The 16,975-nt window shown below is 69.8% G+C and carries 16 protein-coding genes; 4 read left to right on the top strand and 12 right to left on the bottom strand.

The genetic code is table 11. The features are described from left to right. The first annotated feature begins 26 nt into the window (after positions 1 to 26). The 3 genes from kdpC to AX744_RS07970 are packed head-to-tail and all read left to right on the top strand — an operon-like array spanning position 27 to position 3,852. Positions 27 to 629 (top strand): potassium-transporting ATPase subunit KdpC, encoded by a 603-nt coding sequence (gene kdpC, locus AX744_RS07980; RefSeq protein ID WP_061016202.1) that lies wholly within the window; start codon positions 27 to 29, stop codon positions 627 to 629. After that, complete coding sequence (locus AX744_RS07975; protein WP_046746773.1) at positions 626 to 3,184, top strand: ATP-binding protein; 2,559 nt, start codon at positions 626 to 628, stop codon at positions 3,182 to 3,184. The genes kdpC and AX744_RS07975 overlap by 4 nt, the downstream gene beginning before the upstream one ends. Beyond that, positions 3,181 to 3,852, top strand: coding sequence for a response regulator (locus AX744_RS07970; RefSeq protein ID WP_046746772.1), 672 nt, complete (start codon positions 3,181 to 3,183; stop codon positions 3,850 to 3,852). Before AX744_RS07975 ends, AX744_RS07970 begins: the two co-directional genes overlap by 4 nt. On the opposite strand, the gene AX744_RS07965 is transcribed toward AX744_RS07970, so the two are convergent. Beyond that, on the bottom strand, positions 3,834 to 4,646 hold the full coding sequence (locus AX744_RS07965; protein ID WP_061016200.1) for a tryptophan-rich sensory protein: 813 nt from the start codon (positions 4,644 to 4,646) through the stop codon (positions 3,834 to 3,836). The two genes, AX744_RS07970 and AX744_RS07965, sit on opposite strands and share 19 nt — an antisense overlap. A 107-nt stretch (positions 4,647 to 4,753) precedes the next feature. Next, entirely contained in the window at positions 4,754 to 5,320 is a 567-nt protein-coding gene (locus AX744_RS07960; RefSeq protein ID WP_061016198.1) for a TetR/AcrR family transcriptional regulator, read from the bottom strand. Positions 5,321 to 5,416: 96 nt separating this feature from the next. On the opposite strand from AX744_RS07960, the gene AX744_RS07955 reads away from it, so the two are divergent. After that, entirely contained in the window at positions 5,417 to 6,259 is an 843-nt protein-coding gene (locus AX744_RS07955) for an alpha/beta fold hydrolase (protein ID WP_061016195.1), read from the top strand. Positions 6,260 to 6,417: 158 nt separating this feature from the next. Here AX744_RS07955 and AX744_RS07950 read toward each other — a convergent pair whose 3' ends face one another. The 10 genes from AX744_RS07950 to AX744_RS07905 form a co-directional block, all read right to left on the bottom strand. Next, a complete protein-coding gene (locus AX744_RS07950) occupies positions 6,418 to 7,380 on the bottom strand; it encodes a siderophore-interacting protein (RefSeq protein WP_061016193.1) in 963 nt (320 codons plus the stop codon). Further along, positions 7,370 to 8,170, bottom strand: coding sequence for an ABC transporter ATP-binding protein (locus tag AX744_RS07945; protein ID WP_045262087.1), 801 nt, complete (start codon positions 8,168 to 8,170; stop codon positions 7,370 to 7,372). The genes AX744_RS07950 and AX744_RS07945 overlap by 11 nt, the downstream gene beginning before the upstream one ends. Further along, the gene (locus tag AX744_RS07940; RefSeq protein WP_058632017.1) at positions 8,167 to 9,249 is read right to left on the bottom strand and encodes a FecCD family ABC transporter permease; all 1,083 of its coding nucleotides are present in this window, start codon (positions 9,247 to 9,249) and stop codon (positions 8,167 to 8,169) included. Before AX744_RS07940 ends, AX744_RS07945 begins: the two co-directional genes overlap by 4 nt. Beyond that, the gene (locus tag AX744_RS07935; RefSeq protein WP_061016191.1) at positions 9,246 to 10,295 is read right to left on the bottom strand and encodes a FecCD family ABC transporter permease; all 1,050 of its coding nucleotides are present in this window, start codon (positions 10,293 to 10,295) and stop codon (positions 9,246 to 9,248) included. The genes AX744_RS07940 and AX744_RS07935 overlap by 4 nt, the downstream gene beginning before the upstream one ends. Positions 10,296 to 10,328: 33 nt before the next feature. Beyond that, positions 10,329 to 11,354: an iron-siderophore ABC transporter substrate-binding protein gene (locus AX744_RS07930; RefSeq protein WP_061016188.1), complete on the bottom strand. Its 1,026-nt coding sequence runs from the start codon at positions 11,352 to 11,354 to the stop codon at positions 10,329 to 10,331. Between the two features lie 242 nt (positions 11,355 to 11,596). Then, the gene (locus AX744_RS07925; protein WP_017831237.1) at positions 11,597 to 11,800 is read right to left on the bottom strand and encodes a cold-shock protein; all 204 of its coding nucleotides are present in this window, start codon (positions 11,798 to 11,800) and stop codon (positions 11,597 to 11,599) included. Between the two features lie 74 nt (positions 11,801 to 11,874). Beyond that, the gene (locus tag AX744_RS07920) at positions 11,875 to 14,757 is read right to left on the bottom strand and encodes a helix-turn-helix transcriptional regulator (RefSeq protein WP_082738447.1); all 2,883 of its coding nucleotides are present in this window, start codon (positions 14,755 to 14,757) and stop codon (positions 11,875 to 11,877) included. A gap of 68 nt (positions 14,758 to 14,825) precedes the next feature. Continuing rightward, positions 14,826 to 15,074, bottom strand: a complete 249-nt coding sequence (locus tag AX744_RS07915) for a hypothetical protein (RefSeq protein WP_061016184.1) — start codon at positions 15,072 to 15,074, stop codon at positions 14,826 to 14,828. A 73-nt stretch (positions 15,075 to 15,147) separates the two neighbouring features. Then, a complete protein-coding gene (locus AX744_RS07910) occupies positions 15,148 to 16,215 on the bottom strand; it encodes a DUF998 domain-containing protein (RefSeq protein ID WP_157543552.1) in 1,068 nt (355 codons plus the stop codon). Between the two features lie 66 nt (positions 16,216 to 16,281). Then, positions 16,282 to 16,975, bottom strand: a 694-nt coding sequence (locus tag AX744_RS07905) for a hydantoinase/oxoprolinase family protein (RefSeq protein WP_331709300.1), incomplete at its 5' end; no start/stop codon positions are given.

Below are 16,975 nucleotides of genomic sequence, written 5' to 3'. Positions count from 1 at the left end.
CCCGGCTCTGAAACGGAATCCAGAACATGTCATCCACTCGCACCACGCTCCGCACCACCGGAGTCGCCCTCCGCGCGATGGTGGTCCTCACCCTCGTGCTCGGCGTCGGCTACACACTCCTGGTCACCGGCATCGGCCAGCTCCTGCTTCCGTGGCAGGCCAACGGCTCGCCGCTGCCCGACGACAAGGGCAGCTCGCTGATCGGCCAGTCCTTCACAGACGCAGACGGCGAGGCGCTCCCGGAGTACTTCCAGTCACGCCCCTCCGCCGCGGGCGACGGATACGACGGAGCCGGCTCCAGCGGCAGCAACCTCGGGCCGGAGAACCCCGACCTCGTGACCGCCATCGCCGAACGCAAGGCTGCGATCGCGGAACGCGAGGGCGTCGACCCGTCGGAGGTGCCGGCCGACGCGGTCACGGCATCCGGCTCGGGGCTCGATCCGCACATCAGCGTCGCGTACGCGCTGCTGCAGGTGCCGCGCGTCGCCGACGCCCGCGGACTCTCCGAACAGGAGGTGCGCGACCTCGTGGAGTCTAGGATTCAAGGGCGGGATCTGGGATTCCTCGGCGAGGAGCGCATCAACGTCGCCGAACTCAACCTCGCGCTCGATGACCGGGAGGGCGAATGACCGCAGCACCTCTTCGTCGAGCCCAGGGCCACCAGCGCCGGGGGCGGCTCCGAGTCCTGCTCGGAGCCGCCCCCGGCGTCGGCAAGACCTACGAGATGCTCGCCGAGGGACGGCGGATGCTCGACGAGGGCCACGATGTCGTGATCGCGATCGTGGAGACGCACGAGCGCGCCGCGACACAGGCGCAGACTGCGGGGCTCCCCGAGGTTCCACGGCGGGTCGACCTGCACCGCGGAGTCGCGCTGACCGAGCTCGACGTGGACGCCGTGCTCGACCGCGCGCCCGAGATCGCCCTCGTGGACGAGCTGGCGCACACGAACGCCCCCGGCTCCCGCAACGCGAAGCGCTGGCAGGACGTGGACGAGCTGCTGGACGCGGGCATCGACGTGGTGACCACGGTCAACGTGCAGCACATCGAGTCGCTCAACGCGGTGGTCGAGAAGATCACCGGCATCGCACAGCAGGAGACGATCCCGGACGCCGTGGTCCGTGCCGCCGATGAGATCGAGGTCGTCGACCTCGCCCCGCAGACCCTGCGCGATCGCCTGTCGGCAGGACTCGTGTATCCCGCCGAGCGGATCGATGCCGCCCTGTCGAACTACTTCCGCCTCGGCAACCTCACCGCACTGCGCGAGCTGGCCCTGCTCTGGCTCGCCGACGAGGTCGACAGCGCGCTGCGCAGCTACCGTGCCGAGCAGGGCATCGAGGGCACATGGCAGGCCAGGGAGCGCGTGGTCGTCGCCCTGACCGGAGGGCCAGAGGGCGAGACCCTCCTCCGCCGTGGAGCCAGGATCGCGGCCCGCTCCGCCGGTGGGGAACTGCTCGCCGTGCACATCTCCGCGCAGGACGGTCTGCGCGACGAGACGCCCGGTGCCCTCGCCGCACAGCGCACCCTCGTGGAATCGCTCGGCGGCACCTATCACCAGGTCGTCGGCGACGACATCCCTGCCACGCTCGTCGAGTTCGCACAGGGCGCCGACGCCACTCAGCTCGTGATCGGCGTCAGCAGACGCAGCCGACTGGCCGCCGCTCTCACCGGTCCCGGCATCGGCTCGGAGGTCATCCGGCGCTCCGGCGACATCGACGTGCACATCGTCACCCATGCCGCGGCGGGCGGGCGGATGGTGCTCCCGCGCATCAAGGGCGGGGCTCTGGGCTGGCGGCGGCAGCTGCTGGGGTTCGGCGTCGCCCTGGTGTTCGGTCCGATCCTGTCGTGGATCATGTACACGTATCGCAGTCCCGAGTCGATCACCGCCGAAGTGCTCGCCTACCAGCTGCTCGTGGTCGTGGTCGCCCTCATCGGCGGCATCCGTCCCGCGGTGTTCGCCGCCGTGCTCTCGGGCATCACCCTCGACTTCCTCTTCGTCGCGCCGCTCTTCACGATCACGATCGCGCACCCGCTGCACGTGCTGGCTCTCGCGCTCTACGTCGTGATCGCGATCCTGGTCAGCATCATCGTCGACCAGGCTGCCCGTCGAGCCCGCACCGCCCAACGTGCGGCCGCCGAAGCCGAGCTGCTCGCCGCCGTCGCCGGCAACGTGCTGCGCGGTGACAATGCGGTGCTCGCCCTGGTCAGCCGCACCCGAGAGGCGTTCGGCCTGAGCGGCGTGCGCCTGCTCGCACCGGATGGCGAGGTGCTGGCGAGCGACGGCGAGCCCGTGGCCGACGGACGCGCCACGACCATCCCGGTCGGAGTGGTCACCGGCGGGGGTCCCCGTGCGGTGCTCGAACTGAACGGAGAGCCGCTCGCCGGTCCCGAGCGTCGGCTGCTGGATGCGATCGTCGCCCAGCTCGCCGCCGCGATCGAGCACACCGATCTGCGGGCCACCGCCAGAGAAGCCGAGGCTCTGGCCGAGACCGATCAGGTGCGCAGCGCTCTGCTGTCGGCCGTCAGCCACGATCTGCGGCGTCCGCTCGCCTCCGCGGTCGCCGCGATCGGTGGCCTTCGCGGTGCCCACGGACTCTCGGAGTCCGACCGCGCCGAGTTGCTCGCGACCGCCGACGAGAGCCTCGCGACGCTGTCGACGCTCGTCACGGATCTGCTCGACGTGAGCCGCGTGCAGGCCGGAGTGCTGGCGGTCTCATCGTCCAGGATGGACGCTGCCGGCATCGTGCTCGCAGCCGTCGACGAGCTGGGTCTCGGTCCGTCCGACGTCGAGCTGGCCCTCGACCCCGATCTGCCCCCGCTGCACGCCGACCCTGTGCTGCTGCTTCGCGTGCTGGTCAACGTGATCGCCAACGCCCACCGGCACGCCCCCGACGACTCACGCATCATCGTCTCCACGAGCGCTCTCGGCGACCGCGCCGAGATCCGGATCATCGACCGTGGGGAAGGCGTCTCGCCCGAGCGACGCGACCGCATCTTCCAGCCGTTCCAACGCTTCGGCGACACTGACAACACCACGGGACTCGGTCTGGGACTCGCCCTGTCGCGCGGGTTCACCGAGGGCATGGGCGGTACCCTGACACCCGAGGACACCCCCGGCGGCGGCCTCACGATGGTCATCTCCCTGCCGCTGGCCGCAGGATCCCGCGACATGGAAGGCACGGAGTGAAGCTCCTCATCGCCGACGACGATCCGCAGATGGTCCGCGCCCTGCGGATCACCCTCGCCGCCCACGGCTACGACGTGGTGGTCGCCCCCGACGGAGCGGCCGCGATCGCCGCAGCCGCTCAGACCCATCCGGATCTCATCATGCTCGATCTCGGCATGCCCCGCCTCGACGGCATCGAGGTCATCCAGGCGCTTCGCGGATGGACCAACGTGCCCATCATCGTGGTGTCGGGACGCACGGGGTCCGCCGACAAGGTCGAGGCACTCGACGCCGGTGCCGACGACTTCGTGACCAAGCCCTTCCAGGTGGACGAGCTGCTGGCACGCCTGCGGGCGCTGTCACGACGGTCTGCTCCGGCGGGCGGCGAGTCCACGGTGGCTTTCGGCGATGTGGTGGTCGACCTCTCGACCAAGACCGTCACCCGCGGCGGCACGAGGGTGCACCTCACGCCGACCGAGTGGCGCATGCTGGAGCACCTGTCCCGGCACCCGGGCGCACTCGTCACCCGCCAGGATTTGCTCAAGGAGATCTGGGGCAGTGAGCAGGTGTCCGACTCCGGCTACCTGCGCCTGTACATGTCGCAGCTGCGCAAGAAGCTGGAGCAGGAGCCGGGTGCTCCGGTGCATCTGCTCACCGAATCGGGCATGGGCTACCGGCTCGTGCTCTGAGCCCCAGCGCTCCGGATGCGCGACCGGCGCACGACCGCCGCGACCCCGGTGAGCACGAGCAGCACGGCCACGATGATCGCGGCGATCGCCGTCGCGGTGCTCTCGGGCTCTCCCGTGAGGCGACCGACCGCGAGCCAGGCGAGACCCCAGGCCGTCGCGAGGGCAGGAGCGATGCGTCCGGTGGCCCACGCCGCGGCAGCCCCGATCACCAGGACCACGATGAGCACGGCGATGGCCCAGGCATCCGCTGCCTGCGCCCAGCTCTCCGGAGCGATCTGCGTGAACCACGCGGCCGTGTTCGCCACCGTCGCGATGGTGACCCAACCGAAGTGCAGGCCGTTCGCGCCGTCGGTGAGGATGCGGTCGGCGAGGTTCCGGGAGGGAAAGCGGCCGAGCAGCACGATCACCCGCGCGAGCACGGCCAGGAGCGCCGCGATCACGACGACCGTGAGCCACAGCGTCAGGAACCGTGCGGTCACCAGCCACAGCCCGTTCAGCACCATCGAGGCGGCGATCCACCCGCCCACGGCCTGCTGACGCGGATCCTGCCGCTGAGCGGGGAGCGCCTGCCACACCGTGTAGGCGATCAGCCCGAGGTAGATCAGCGACCAGATCGAGAATGCGGGCCCCGCCGGCGCGAGGTACGAGCCCTGAGCCGAGAGCGCCCCGTCCTGCAGATCGTCGACGGACGCGCCGCCGAATGCTCCGGCCCCGACAGCGGCCGCGATCACCATGAATGTCGCCGCCGCGATGATCAGCGCCTGACGACCGATGCCCTTCGTGCGTGATTCCATGCCCCGAAGGCTACGGCTGTCCTTCCTCGGTCGCACCGGCCTTGACAGAGGTGCGCCGTTTCGCTAACCAGGTTAGCCAAAATATGGATGATGCGCCGGGCGAGAGTTCAGGAGCGGGCGAAAGCCGCGTCGATCAGCACCTCGGCCGCACCCCGCGCCTGTGCGGCGACGGCCGGATCGGCCGAGATCGCCGCGGTACTCTGCGCTCCTTCGGCAAGGATCGACAGCTGCGCGGCGAGCGCGGGCGGAGCTCCGGTGTCGGCGACGAGGCCGGCCATGTACTCCTGGAATGACGCCTTGTGCGCCCGCACGATCTCCGCGACCTCCGCATTGGTGCCGCCGAGTTCGCCGAACGCATTGATGAAGGCGCATCCACGGAAGTCGTCGGCGCAGAACCAGTTCTCGAGGTACCCGTAGACGGCCAGGATGCGCGCACGGGGGTCATCCCCCGCATCCGACACCGCCCCCGAGAGGCCGGACTCCCACTCCGCGTGCTTGCGCGCCAGCACGGCCGCGACGATGTCGCTCTTGGCAGGGAAGAGCGCGTAGAGGCGGCGCAGCGACACGCCGGCGGCCGAGCGCAGCTCGTCCATGCCCACAGCGGCGTAGCCCTTGCGGTAGTAGAGCTCCTCCGCGGCGGACAGGATGCGCTCGCGAGCCTCGTCTTCGGTCATGTCCAGAAGTCTACTTGACACGAGAACGAACGTTCTCTAGATTGAGGACATCGAGCGAGAACGACCGTTCTCACCGGAACCGAAAGGATCAGGACCATGGGCTACATCACCGTCGGAAACGAGAACAGCACCGCGATCGAGCTCTACTACGAAGACCAGGGAGCCGGTCAGCCCGTCGTCCTGATCCACGGCTACCCGCTCGACGGGCACAGCTGGGAGCGCCAGACCCGCGAACTCCTCGCCCAGGGCTACCGCGTCATCACCTACGACCGCCGCGGATTCGGCCAGTCCTCAAAGGTGAACTCCGGCTACGACTACGACACGTTCGCCGCCGACCTGAACACCGTGCTCGAGACCCTCGACCTGCGCGACGTCGTGCTCGTCGGCTTCTCGATGGGCACCGGCGAGCTCGCCCGCTACGTCGCCCGCTACGGGCACGACCGCGTCGCCAAGCTCGCCTTCCTCGCCTCGCTCGAGCCGTTCCTCGTGCAGCGCGACGACAACCCCGAGGGCGTGCCGCAGGAGGTCTTCGACGGCATCGAGGCCGCGGCGAAGGGCGATCGCTTCGCGTGGTTCACCGACTTCTACAAGAACTTCTACAACCTCGACGAGAACCTCGGCTCGCGCATCAGCGAGCAGGCCGTGACCGGCAGCTGGAACGTCGCGATCGGCAGCGCGCCCGTGGCTGCCTACGCCGTCGTGCCCGCCTGGATCGAGGACTTCCGCTCCGACGTCGAGGCTGTGGCTGCGGCCGCGAAGCCCACGCTCATCCTGCACGGCACGAAGGACAACATCCTCCCGATCGATGCCACCGCGCGCCGCTTCCACCAGGCGGTCCCGGAGGCCGACTACGTCGAGGTCGAGGGCGCCCCGCACGGCCTGCTCTGGACCCACGCCGACGAGGTCAACGCCGCGCTGAAGACCTTCCTCGCGAAGTAACCCCGCCCCTGCCAGCCGTCCGTTCTCCGGGGCAGGCAGGCCGAAACGGAGACGACCCGGCATCCGGGCGGCGCGTCCACACAAGACACGCAGGTGGATGCTCGGGTCGTCTCCGTTTTGGCAGGAAGGAGGAAGGGCAGGAAGAGGGAGGAGGGGGGTCAGCCGCGCATGGCGACACCGCGGCGCCAGTAGCCCATGAAGGCCACCTGGCTGCGGTCGATGCCGAGGTCCTTGACCAGGTGGCGACGCAGCGTGGTGACCACGCCGCTCTCCCCCGCGATCCAGAAGTAGCGTTCGGCCGGAGCGTCGGCCGTGGCGATGTCCTCGCCGAGACCGGAGTACTCCGGCGTCTCCCACAGCAGGTCCTCGCCGTCGATGTCCTTCACCCGGATCTCGTCCGCAGCGTCGGCGTCTCCGAGGTAGCCGAGCACGGCGGGGATCAGTCGCAGCCCGTGCGGCTCGCCAGCATCACGGGGAAGCCAGTGCACCTCGACCCCTGAGGGCACGTCGATGCGCAGGATGTCGGCAGGCGAGGGCACCTCGATGAAGGCGACACCGCGCAGGTCGCGCGGCGCATCTTCCAGGATGCGGGCGATCGCCGGAGCGGCCGTCTCGTCGCCCGCGAGCACGACCGATGCCGCGGTACCGGGGGCGAACTCGGCCCCTCCGTGCGCATCCACGTCCACCCCGCGGCGCGGACCGACCAGGTACAGCTCCTGCCCGACCGCGGCCTGGCTCGCCCACAGGGAGGCCGGCCCGGTCAGACCCGGCTCGAGGTGCAGCACGAAGTCGACGTCCACCTCGGTGCCGGTCTCGTCGTCGACCCGCAGCTCGCGCACGGAGTAGGTGCGCATGGATCCGCGCTCCTCCTCCGGCACCGCGAGGAAAGCCTGCCACCAGTTGTCCGATGCCCTGTCGAGGTCGGGCAGCGCCCCGGACGCGGGCGGGAAGACCAGCTTGATGCGACTGTCGAACACCTCGCCCGGTGTGCCGAACTCGCTCAACTCGTCTCCACCGAAGGTCACCCGCACGAAGGAGGGCGAGACACGCGCGACGGCCCGCACCTCGGCGCGGGTGAGGATGTAGGTCGGGCGCTCGGTCGTGGTCGTCTCAGCGGACATGGTGCCTCCCGATGGGTGTGACCATCGGCTTGCCGGAGACCGGATCGATGGTGATCTGATTGGCGAGGCCGAAGACCTCTTCGACGAGTTCGGCGGTGACGATGTCCTGCGGCGCACCGGTCGCGTGCACCCGCCCGTCCTTCATCGCCACCAGCTCGTCGGCGTAGCGGGCCGCGAGGTTGAGGTCGTGCAGCACCATCACGATCGTGGTGCCGCGCGAGACGCTCAGGTCGGTGAGCAGATCGAGCACCTCGACCTGGTGGGCGACGTCGAGGAAGGTGGTCGGCTCGTCCAGCAGCAGGATGTCGGTCTCCTGCGCGAGCGCCATCGCGATCCACACGCGCTGGCGCTGACCGCCCGAGAGCTCGTCGACGCTGCGGTCGGCGAGGTCGGAGATGCCGGTCGCGTCGAGGGCGTCTGCCACCACCTCGTAATCGTGTGTGCTCCAGCGGGCGAGCATCTTCTGATGCGGGTGCCGTCCGCGGCCGACCAGATCGGCGACCGCGATGCCCTCCGGCGCGACGGGCGACTGCGGAAGCAGCCCGAGGATGCGCGCGACCTCCTTGGTCGGGCGTGCGTGCACCGACTTGCCGTCGAGCACGATCTGCCCGTCGCTCGGCGACAGCAGACGGGCGAGCGAACGCAGCAGCGTCGACTTGCCGCATCCGTTCGCTCCCACGATGGTCGTGATGCGGCCGGGGGCGATCTGCAGGTCGAGACCGTCGATGATGGTGCGGTCGCCGTAGGCGAGCGTGACGCCCTCGGCGGACAGGCTGTGCGAGACGGTCAAAGCGAACCCCCGGAGCGGTTGGTGCGGATGAGGAGATAGATCAGGTACGGCGCACCGACGACGCCGGTGATGACTCCGACGGGGTAGCGGGTTCCGAAGGCGAACTGGCCGATGAGGTCGCCGGCGAGCACGAGCAGAGCCCCGACGAACGCCGACGGCAGGAGCAGGTTCGCGCCTGGACCCGTGATGCGCGCGGCGATGGGCCCCGCCATGAACGCGACGAAGGCGATGGGCCCGGTGGCGGCCGTCGCGAATGCGAGCAGCGCGACCGCACCGAGGATGAGCAGCAGGCGGGTGGCGTTGACGCGGATGCCGAGTCCCGCCGCCGAATCGTCTCCCAGCTGGAGCGCTCCGAGTGCACGGCCCTGTGACAGCATCAGCGGCACGATGATCAGCGCGGCGATCGCCATCGGCAGCACCCGCTCCCACGACGCGTTGTTGAGGCTTCCGGTGAGCCACTGCATCGCGGTCTGGATGTCCCAGTTCGCCGCGCGCGACAGCAGGTAGGAGATGACGCTCTGCAGCATCGCCGCGATGCCGATCCCGATCAGGATGAGTCGTGTGCCGGCGAAGCCGCCCTTGATCGAGAGGAGGTAGATCACGAAGGCCGTGACCACGGCACCGACGAGCGCGAGCAGCGACACGACCGGCCCGTTGACGGAGAGCACGATGATGCCGAACACGGCTGCAGCTCCGGCGCCGTTGGAGATGCCGATGATGTCGGGCGAGGCAAGGGGGTTTCGCAGCATCGTCTGGAAGCAGACGCCCGCCATGCCGAAGGCGATGCCCGTGAGCACGGCGAGCACCGCGCGCGGCAGCCGCAGGTCGCCCACCGTGAACGACGCCCCCGGCACGGTCTCGCCGAGGATCACGCGGATCACCTCGTCCGGTGTGTAGAACGTGTTCCCCACCATGAGAGCGACCGCGAAGAGGGCGAGGACCAGGACGCCGAGCACGATCGTGGCGATCGCGTGACGACGGTGGCGCGAGCGTCGGCCCGCGACGATCCGCGTGATGCGGGCGGAGGCGGACTCCTCGCCGCGTTCGAGGGTGTGCTCGGTGTGCTCGGTCGTGCTCACAGCTCACGCACCTTCTGCCGACGGACGATCCAGATGAAGAACGGCGCTCCGATGATGGCGGTGATGATGCCGACCTGGATCTCCTCGGACGACGGGGCGATCACGCGGCCCACGATGTCGCTCGCCGTCAGCAGGGCGGCGCCGGCGATGGCCGAGAACGGAAGCAGCCAGCGGTGGTCGGTCCCCACCAGCATGCGGCACACGTGCGGGATGATCAGCCCGACGAATCCGATGGGTCCGGCGATCGCGGTCGCGGCACCGGCGAGGATGACCGCGCCCAGCGCGGAGATCATGCGGGTGCGGAACACGTTCTCGCCGAGGCCCTTGGCCATCTCGTCGCCGAGGGCGAGGGAGTTCATGCCCCGCGAGCACAGGAAGCAGATGAGGGCGCCGACGGCGAGCACCGGCGCGGTCAGGGCGATGCGCGGCCACTCCGCTCCGCCGACGCCGCCGATCTGCCAGGACTGGAACGTCTGCAGCAGGTCGACGCGGGGCAGCATCACGGCGCTGATGAGCGAGGCGAAGGCGGCCGACGTCGCCGCCCCCGCGAGGGCGAGCTTGAGAGGGGTCGCTCCCCCGCGCCCGAGCGAGCCCACCGTGTAGACGAAGACGGCGGCGACGCCGGCACCCACGATCGCGAAGGCCATCTGCCCGTAGGGGTCGGCGAGTCCGAAGAAGGCGATGCCGCAGACGACAGCCAGGGAGGCGCCGTTCGAGACGCCGAGGATGCCGGGGTCGGCGATCGGGTTCCGAGTGACCGCCTGCATGGTCGCTCCGGAGAGGGCGAGCGCAGCGCCGACGAGGAGGGCGAGCACGGTGCGCGGTATGCGCTTCACGATCGCGGCCTCGGCGATCGTGTCGGTGTGGCCCGTGAGCGCGGCGACGATGTCGTCGAACGAGACCGCGCGCACGCCGAAGGAGATCGACAGGACGCTGAGGACGACGAGCACCACCAGCCCGACGAGGAGCCAGATGGTTCGCACCAGCACCGGGCGCCGCAGGTCTGCGGCGCCCGGTGCTGGTGCGATGACGGTTGCTGAGGTCACTGAGCATTCACTCCGCTGCTGCGGATGGAACGGCTACTTGGACAGCGGCGCGGCCAGGAGTGCGAGGTAGTCGCTGAGTCCCCACGGGATCGACAGCGGCGACGGGTTCGCGGAGGCCGCGATCGGGGTGGCGTCGGGAAGGACGGCGATGCGTCCCTCGGCGATGGCCGGGATCTTCGACAGCAGCGGGTCTGCCTGCAGGAGCGGGATGATCGACTCGTCGCCATACGTGATGAACAGGTCGACGTCGTCGAACTTCTGCGCCTCTTCCGCGCTGACGGTCAGGTAGAACTGGTCGCTGTCCTTGTTCTCCTCGACGATCGAGGGGAACGGCAGGCCGAGGTCGTGGAGGTAGCCGGGACGCGTGTCGATCGCGGTGTAGTAGCCGATCTGGCTGAGATCGGTCGGGTCGATGTAGGAGAACAGGACCTTCTTGTCCTTGAGCACGCTGTTCGCTTCGAGGGCCTTCTGCGCGTCGGCGTCGAGCTGCTCGATCAGGGCCTTGCCCTCCTTCTCGAGGCCGAGGGCCTTGGAGTCCATCTCGATCATGTCGTCGACCGAGGTGCCCCAGGCGACCTTCGGGTAGGCGATGACCGGGGCGATCTTGGAGAGGGTGTCGTACTCCTCCTGGGTCAGACCGGAGTAGGCGGCGAGGATCACGTCGGGCTCGGTGTCGGCGACGGCCTCGTAGTCGATACCGTCCGTCTCGTCGAACAGCACCGGCGTCTCGGCACCCAGCTCGTCGAGCTTCTCCTCGACCCAGGGCAGCACACCGTTGTCGTCGTCGTCGCCCCAGGCGGCCTTGCTCATGCCGACCGGAACGATGCCCAGTGCCAGCGGCACCTCGTGGTTCGCCCAGGCCACGGTCGCGACGCGCTCGGGCTTCTCGGTGATCGTGGTCTCGCCGTAGACGTGCTCGACGGTGACGGGGAAGGCGTCGTCGGAGGCGGGGTTGCCGCCGGCGGTCGAGGTCGACTCCGGCGCGGAGGATGCGCAGGCGGAGAGGCCGATGGCGAGCGCGGCGGCCGCGCCGATGGCGAGGATTCGAGAGGTGCGCACAGGCGTTCCTTCGGTTCGGGGTGAGGGGGCGGCACGGGTGATGCGCCCAGCCTTTGGTAAGCCTGGCCTAATCTAACACGGAGGTTAGGTGATCCTCACCCTGAGATTCCCCGTTCGAATCGCGCGAATGGGAGTGAACTGCCGCCGGATGGAACCATTCGCGCGATTCGAACGGCGGCAGCGCACGAAAAAACCGGCCGGACCCGTGAGGGTCCGACCGGTTTCAGGAAGTCAGCGCGCGCTCAGAGAGCGCGGATGTTCGCCGCCTGCATGCCCTTGGGGCCACGCTCAGCGTCGAATTCGACCTTCTGGTTCTCGCGGAGCTCCTTGAAACCGGAGCCGGCGATAGCCGAGTAGTGGGCGAAAAGGTCGTCCGAGCCGTCATCGGGAGCGATGAAGCCGAAGCCCTTTTCCGCGTTGAACCATTTCACAGTGCCAGTGGCCATGTGTTTCTACTTTCTGTTGACTTAGCCGTTTGCACGGCCTACGCCGAACCGGAACATCCGAGACGCGCGCACTGTCACGCTACCACGGCAGGCTCCGCCGCAGTACGGGGCTGGTCATTCTTCTTCAGGAGAGCTGCTTCGGTGCGTGTGCTCACGCCGAGCTTGCGCAGCACGGCGGACACATGCACGCTCACGGTCTTCACGCTGATGAACAGGCGCTCACCGATCTGGCGGTTGCTCAGGCCTTCGGCGATGAGCTCGAGCACCTGCCGCTCCCTCGCGGTGAGCGGGTCGGTGCTCGACGCTGACACCGCGTCTCCCCTCAACCCCGCGTCTGTGGCGAACCGGGAGACGGCGGACTGGAGCTGAGCGTTGCCGAGAGACTCCGCGAGGGCTTCAGCCTCGGCGAGCACAGCGCCCGCAGCGATCCGGTCTCCATCGCGAACCAGCACGCGCGCCTGCTCCAGACGGAGGACGGCGCGGAAGATCACCGGCACGTCCTCCCCCTCCGCGCACCGCAGCGCCTCGGCGAGAGCGTCAGGGTGCGGGTCGAGGAGGGCGTCGAGGATCGTCTCCCATGCGTCGTGCTGCAGCTGCGCCGGTTGGCTGGACCACGCGGCACGGATCGCGGTGGACCCCCCCGAGACGTCGACTCCTGCCGCCCGCAGCTCGGCGATGATCGCGCCTCCCTCCAGCAGCAGACGACGCTGGTGCAGCAGCGCCGGCTCATCGTTCTCCAGCATCTCGAGGATGGTGTCGAGCGCCCCGCGGAGGTCTCCTCGACTCTCGGCGACGGCGACGATCATCATCACGCGGTCGTACCAGATCTGCCTTTCGGAGACGCCCGTCTCCTCGAACGCGGGAAGCCAGGCCTGCAGGAGCTCTGCGGCCTCCGCCGACCGCCCACGCCACGCCAGCACCCGCACGCGCGTCATGCTCATGTACATGCGGAACACGCGCAGAGTCCCCTGCACGAAGTCCCGCGACAGCATCTCCTCGACCCGGTCGATCTCGCCGAGCTCGAGCAGGGGGACGACCATGTTCTGCGCCATGATCGACCCCGAGGTGCGTTCGACCCTGAGTTCGCGGGCGCGCCGCAGCCCCTCCTCTGCGACCTCGACGGCCTCTCGGTAGCGCCCCAACAGCGTGAGCAGGTCGGAGTAGTTCACCCGATAGCGCATCTCGGCGTTGGAACCCGTCGCGAGCTCACGCGCACGTTCGTACTCGCGAACGCCCTCTTCGACCCGGCCCAGGTGAGCCAGCGAACCTCCGCGCACGTTCGCGGCGATCGACAGCTGATCCGTGGATTCGGCTCCGGCCGCCCCGCGCTCGGCTTCGTCAGCGAGCCGGATCGCCTCCTCACGATCGCCCGCGATCATCCGGCGGCTCGCCAGCTGGTTGAGCAGCTCCGCCCGGAACACCTCATCGCCAATCCGCTCGTCGGCGATCGCGAGAGCCTGCTGCAGCAGCGGGATGGCTCCGAGGCGCCCGAGGTTGACGAGATACAGCGCCTTGTTGCGGAGGAGGCGAGCGTGCAGCCGCGGATCGACCGTCTCCGGGTCGACTTCGGCGAGCGCGACGTTGGCCACGGCGAGCGCCCGTTCACCATCGCCCGCATTGCGCAGGATGGAGCCGAGCACCAGCAGCAGGTCGAGACGCTCGATGCGGGCCGCGTCTGCGGCGTCGGGCACGAGCGGCCAGAGCTCCAGGGCCAGCTCGCCGAAACGGGCGGCACTCGCGAACGCGTACTGTCCCTTCGCGTGACGCATCGCGTCGGCGGCGGCGACCAGGGCCCTCCGATCGTCCTGCGCCAGCTGCCAGTGGTACGCGAGCGCGGCGGCATCGCTGGAATCGGACCCGGCGCACTGCGCTTCGAGCGCCTCGGCGTATGCGCGGTGCAGTCGCGCCCGCTCGCCGGGGAGCAGGTCGTCGTGCACGGCTTCGCGCAGCAGAGCGTGCCGGAAACGGTAGTCGTCGTCGCCGACAACGAGGATGCCGCTGCGGGTCGCCTCGCGGATCGCTTCGTCGAGCCGCTGCTCCGGCAGCTCGACCAGGCTCGTGATGAGCGGATGCGAGAGCGGGCGTTCCGCACCGGAGACGACCTGCACGACGTGGCGCGCGTCGTCGCCGAGGCGATCGAAACGAGCCAGCAGCAGATCACGAAGGCCATCGGGGAGCGGGCCGTTCGAACATCCGGCGATCTCCTCGATGAAGAAGGGCACGCCCTCGGCCCGCTCCTGCATGCGGTCGAGCGCACTCGCGGTGAGCGCACGGCCGGTGATCTGCTCGGCCAGCTCCCGCACGGCGGTCTCGTCGAGGCGGCCCAGAGTGAGGCGCTCGAGCAGCCGGGCTCTGGTGGCCTCGCCGATGAAGCGGCTCACGGCATCGCCACGACGCACGTCGTCGGTGCGGCAGGTGAGAAGCAGCAGGATGCGGCCGCGGCTGAGGGCCCGCAGCAGGAAGGAGAGGATGGCGAGAGTGGACTCGTCCGCCCAGTGCAGGTCTTCGACCACGAGCACCTGAGGGGCACGTTCGGCAGCCGCTTCGATGAGTGAGGCGATGGCGTCGCGCAGACGCTCGGGGCTGGTGCGATCGCGGTCGGTCGGGGAATCGACGAGCTCGGGGAGCAGCATGCCGAGAGCCTCGACACCCACACCCACCGACTCTCGCACCCGGTCGACACCCATGCGCAGCACGATCGAGCGGAGGATTCCGGTGAGGGGACCGTACGGCGTGCGCGAAGCGCCGAGGTCGAGGCACCACCCCACGTGCACGTCGGCGGTCGGTGCGATCTCGGTGGCGAACTCCCGCAGCAGCCGCGACTTGCCGATACCCGCCTCGCCCTCGACGAGCAAGGCTGCGGGGATGCCGTCGCGCACGCCCGCGAACGATCGACGCACCTCTGCCAGCTCGGCCTCACGGCCGACCATCGCAGCGCTCGACGCGAAAGGGGGCATGGACTCATCGTCCCACCCTCGACCGACATTCGGGTCCGTCGGATGTGCGCTGTGCGCGATGGTTCTGCTCACTGCGCGTGCGCCGCCGCTGCCGTGTCGCACGCGGCCGTGACCCGCGCCTTCCCCGGCGCCGTCGCTGCCGAGTCGCCCGCCGAGCGACCGAACGCGTGGCGAAGCATCCGCCGGATCGCTCCTTCCGGCCGCGGCACGATCTGGTCGGCGTGCTCGATCAGGGAGAGGCGCCTCGCAGCGGCGCGCTTCATCTGCTCCTGGTCATGCCTGGTGAGCTGCTGGTGGAGATAGGGGTGCTCGAACATGGGGTTCTCCTCGACGGTTCGCTGTATCCCTACACTCCGCTCTGAGGTACCCCCGGTACATCGGACAGATGCCCTATCTTTCGCCCGGCCCCGCGCCCGCCCGCATCAGCCGCAGACGCCCGGATGGTCGAGACCCGGCCGGCACCAGGATCGCGAGCACACGCACGAGTGTCGCCATCCACAGCAGCCCGAGTCCGACGACGATCGCCTCGACCGCAGTGGTGGAGTACACGCCGAAGGGCACCCACAGGACCAGCGCGATCACGACCAGCAGACCCACACCGATCGAGGTGATCGACAGCGCGCGAGGATGTCCAGGGACCCTCGCGACCGTGGTGGCAGCGGCCGCGGCGAACAGGACGAGCGCGCCGAGAGCCGCGATGTCGTGCGGAACCGGCACGCGGTGCAGCGGCAGCAGCCCTACGGCGGCGAGCGCGATCCCGGACGCCGCCCACAGCGCCACGACGAGGGCGATGCGGGAGAGCACGGCGTCGCCGAGCATCCGGTGCAGGTCGCGGCCGATGTACGAGCCGACGGTCGCGACGAGCAGACCGGCGACCACGAGGGTGCCGTTGAACGCCCATCCGACGCCGAGCTGGGAGAAGTTCTGCTCCCACCAACGCGGATCGGCGGCGGTGACCATCGCGAAAAGCGTGCCGATCACGAGGAAGCCGAACAGGAGCGCAGCGAGGTCGGACGTGCGCAGGTCGATGCCGGCCCCGAACGCGAAGCGCCCGCCGACCGCCGCGGCCACGCCGGTCAGGATCCCGCCACCGACCGCCGCGAGCTGCAAGCCCTGGAGACCGGCCGCCAGCACCTCTGCGGCGAGCAGCACCCCCATCACGGTGACGGCCCCGAACGCGATGGTCAGGGCTCCGGTCGAGAGATCGGACACCACCGCCTGCCACCGCGGCATCGAGGCGGTCTCGCCGCGGCGGTGCATCAGGGTGCTCGTGAGGAACGCCCCCGCCGCGATGACCCCGGCGACCACCGCCGCCGGCATCGCGAGCGCACCTTCCCCCGTGAGCGGGCGCGCGTCACCGCCCAGCACGAGCATGCCCGCGACGGCACCGACCACGAAGCAGAGCGCGGTCGCCCAGATCGCCCTCGTCTCGCCGCGCAGCTTCGCGTCGCGCTCCATGCGCCCATGCAAGCACGCGCCTCGGACGGGCGGAACCCCACCCGTCCGAGGCGTGCGGCGGGGACGTCAGGCGGCCAGGCGCCCCACCGCTCGAGCGCGGATCAGCACGGCCGTGCCGTCGGAGTACGCGACGGGCAGCTCCTCCACCGCGACGACCTCGATCGTCGCCGGGTCGGCACCGGCGAGTCGGGCACGCTCTGTCGCCTCCGCCGCGGCATCCGCCCGAGAGGCCCGCTGGTCGGCGGAGTCCACGCGGTAGATCTTCTCGATCTGTCCGGCGACCTCGCCGAGGGCGGCTCCGACCGCGTTGGCAGCCCCGAAGTGGTCGGGACGGATCAGCTCGGCGACGCCGTCGAGCACGGTCGGGGCGATGATCCCCCCACCGCCGACCAGGATCACCGGGACGGGGGCGGCATTCGGCTTCATCCGGTCGATCGAGTCCTCCAGGATCGCCCGCATCGCGCTCCAGGCCGCCGCTCCTACCGTTGCGGGGACGACGGGCGCGTCGATGCCGTCGATCGCAGCCCCGCCGACCGCCAGGGCGACGTCAGTCGCCGTGAGCGTGGAGCCCCCGAAGGCGAGTCCCTCCTGCGGGAGCCGATAGCCGACGCTGTCCGGACCGACCGTGGCACCCGCCGGAGTCTCACGGATGATCGTGCCGCCGCCGAGGCCGACCGAGAGCACATCCGGCATGCGGAAGTTCGTGCGGATGCCGCCGATCTCGACCGCGTGCGCCGACTGGCGGGGGAACCCGTCGACG

Source organism: Microbacterium sp. CCH5-D1, assembly GCF_001557335.1.
Classification (GTDB): Bacteria; Actinomycetota; Actinomycetes; order Actinomycetales; family Microbacteriaceae; genus Microbacterium; species Microbacterium oxydans.
The sequence above is the reverse complement of the archived record's forward strand: the minus strand, read 5'-3'. Positions and strand labels throughout refer to the sequence as shown.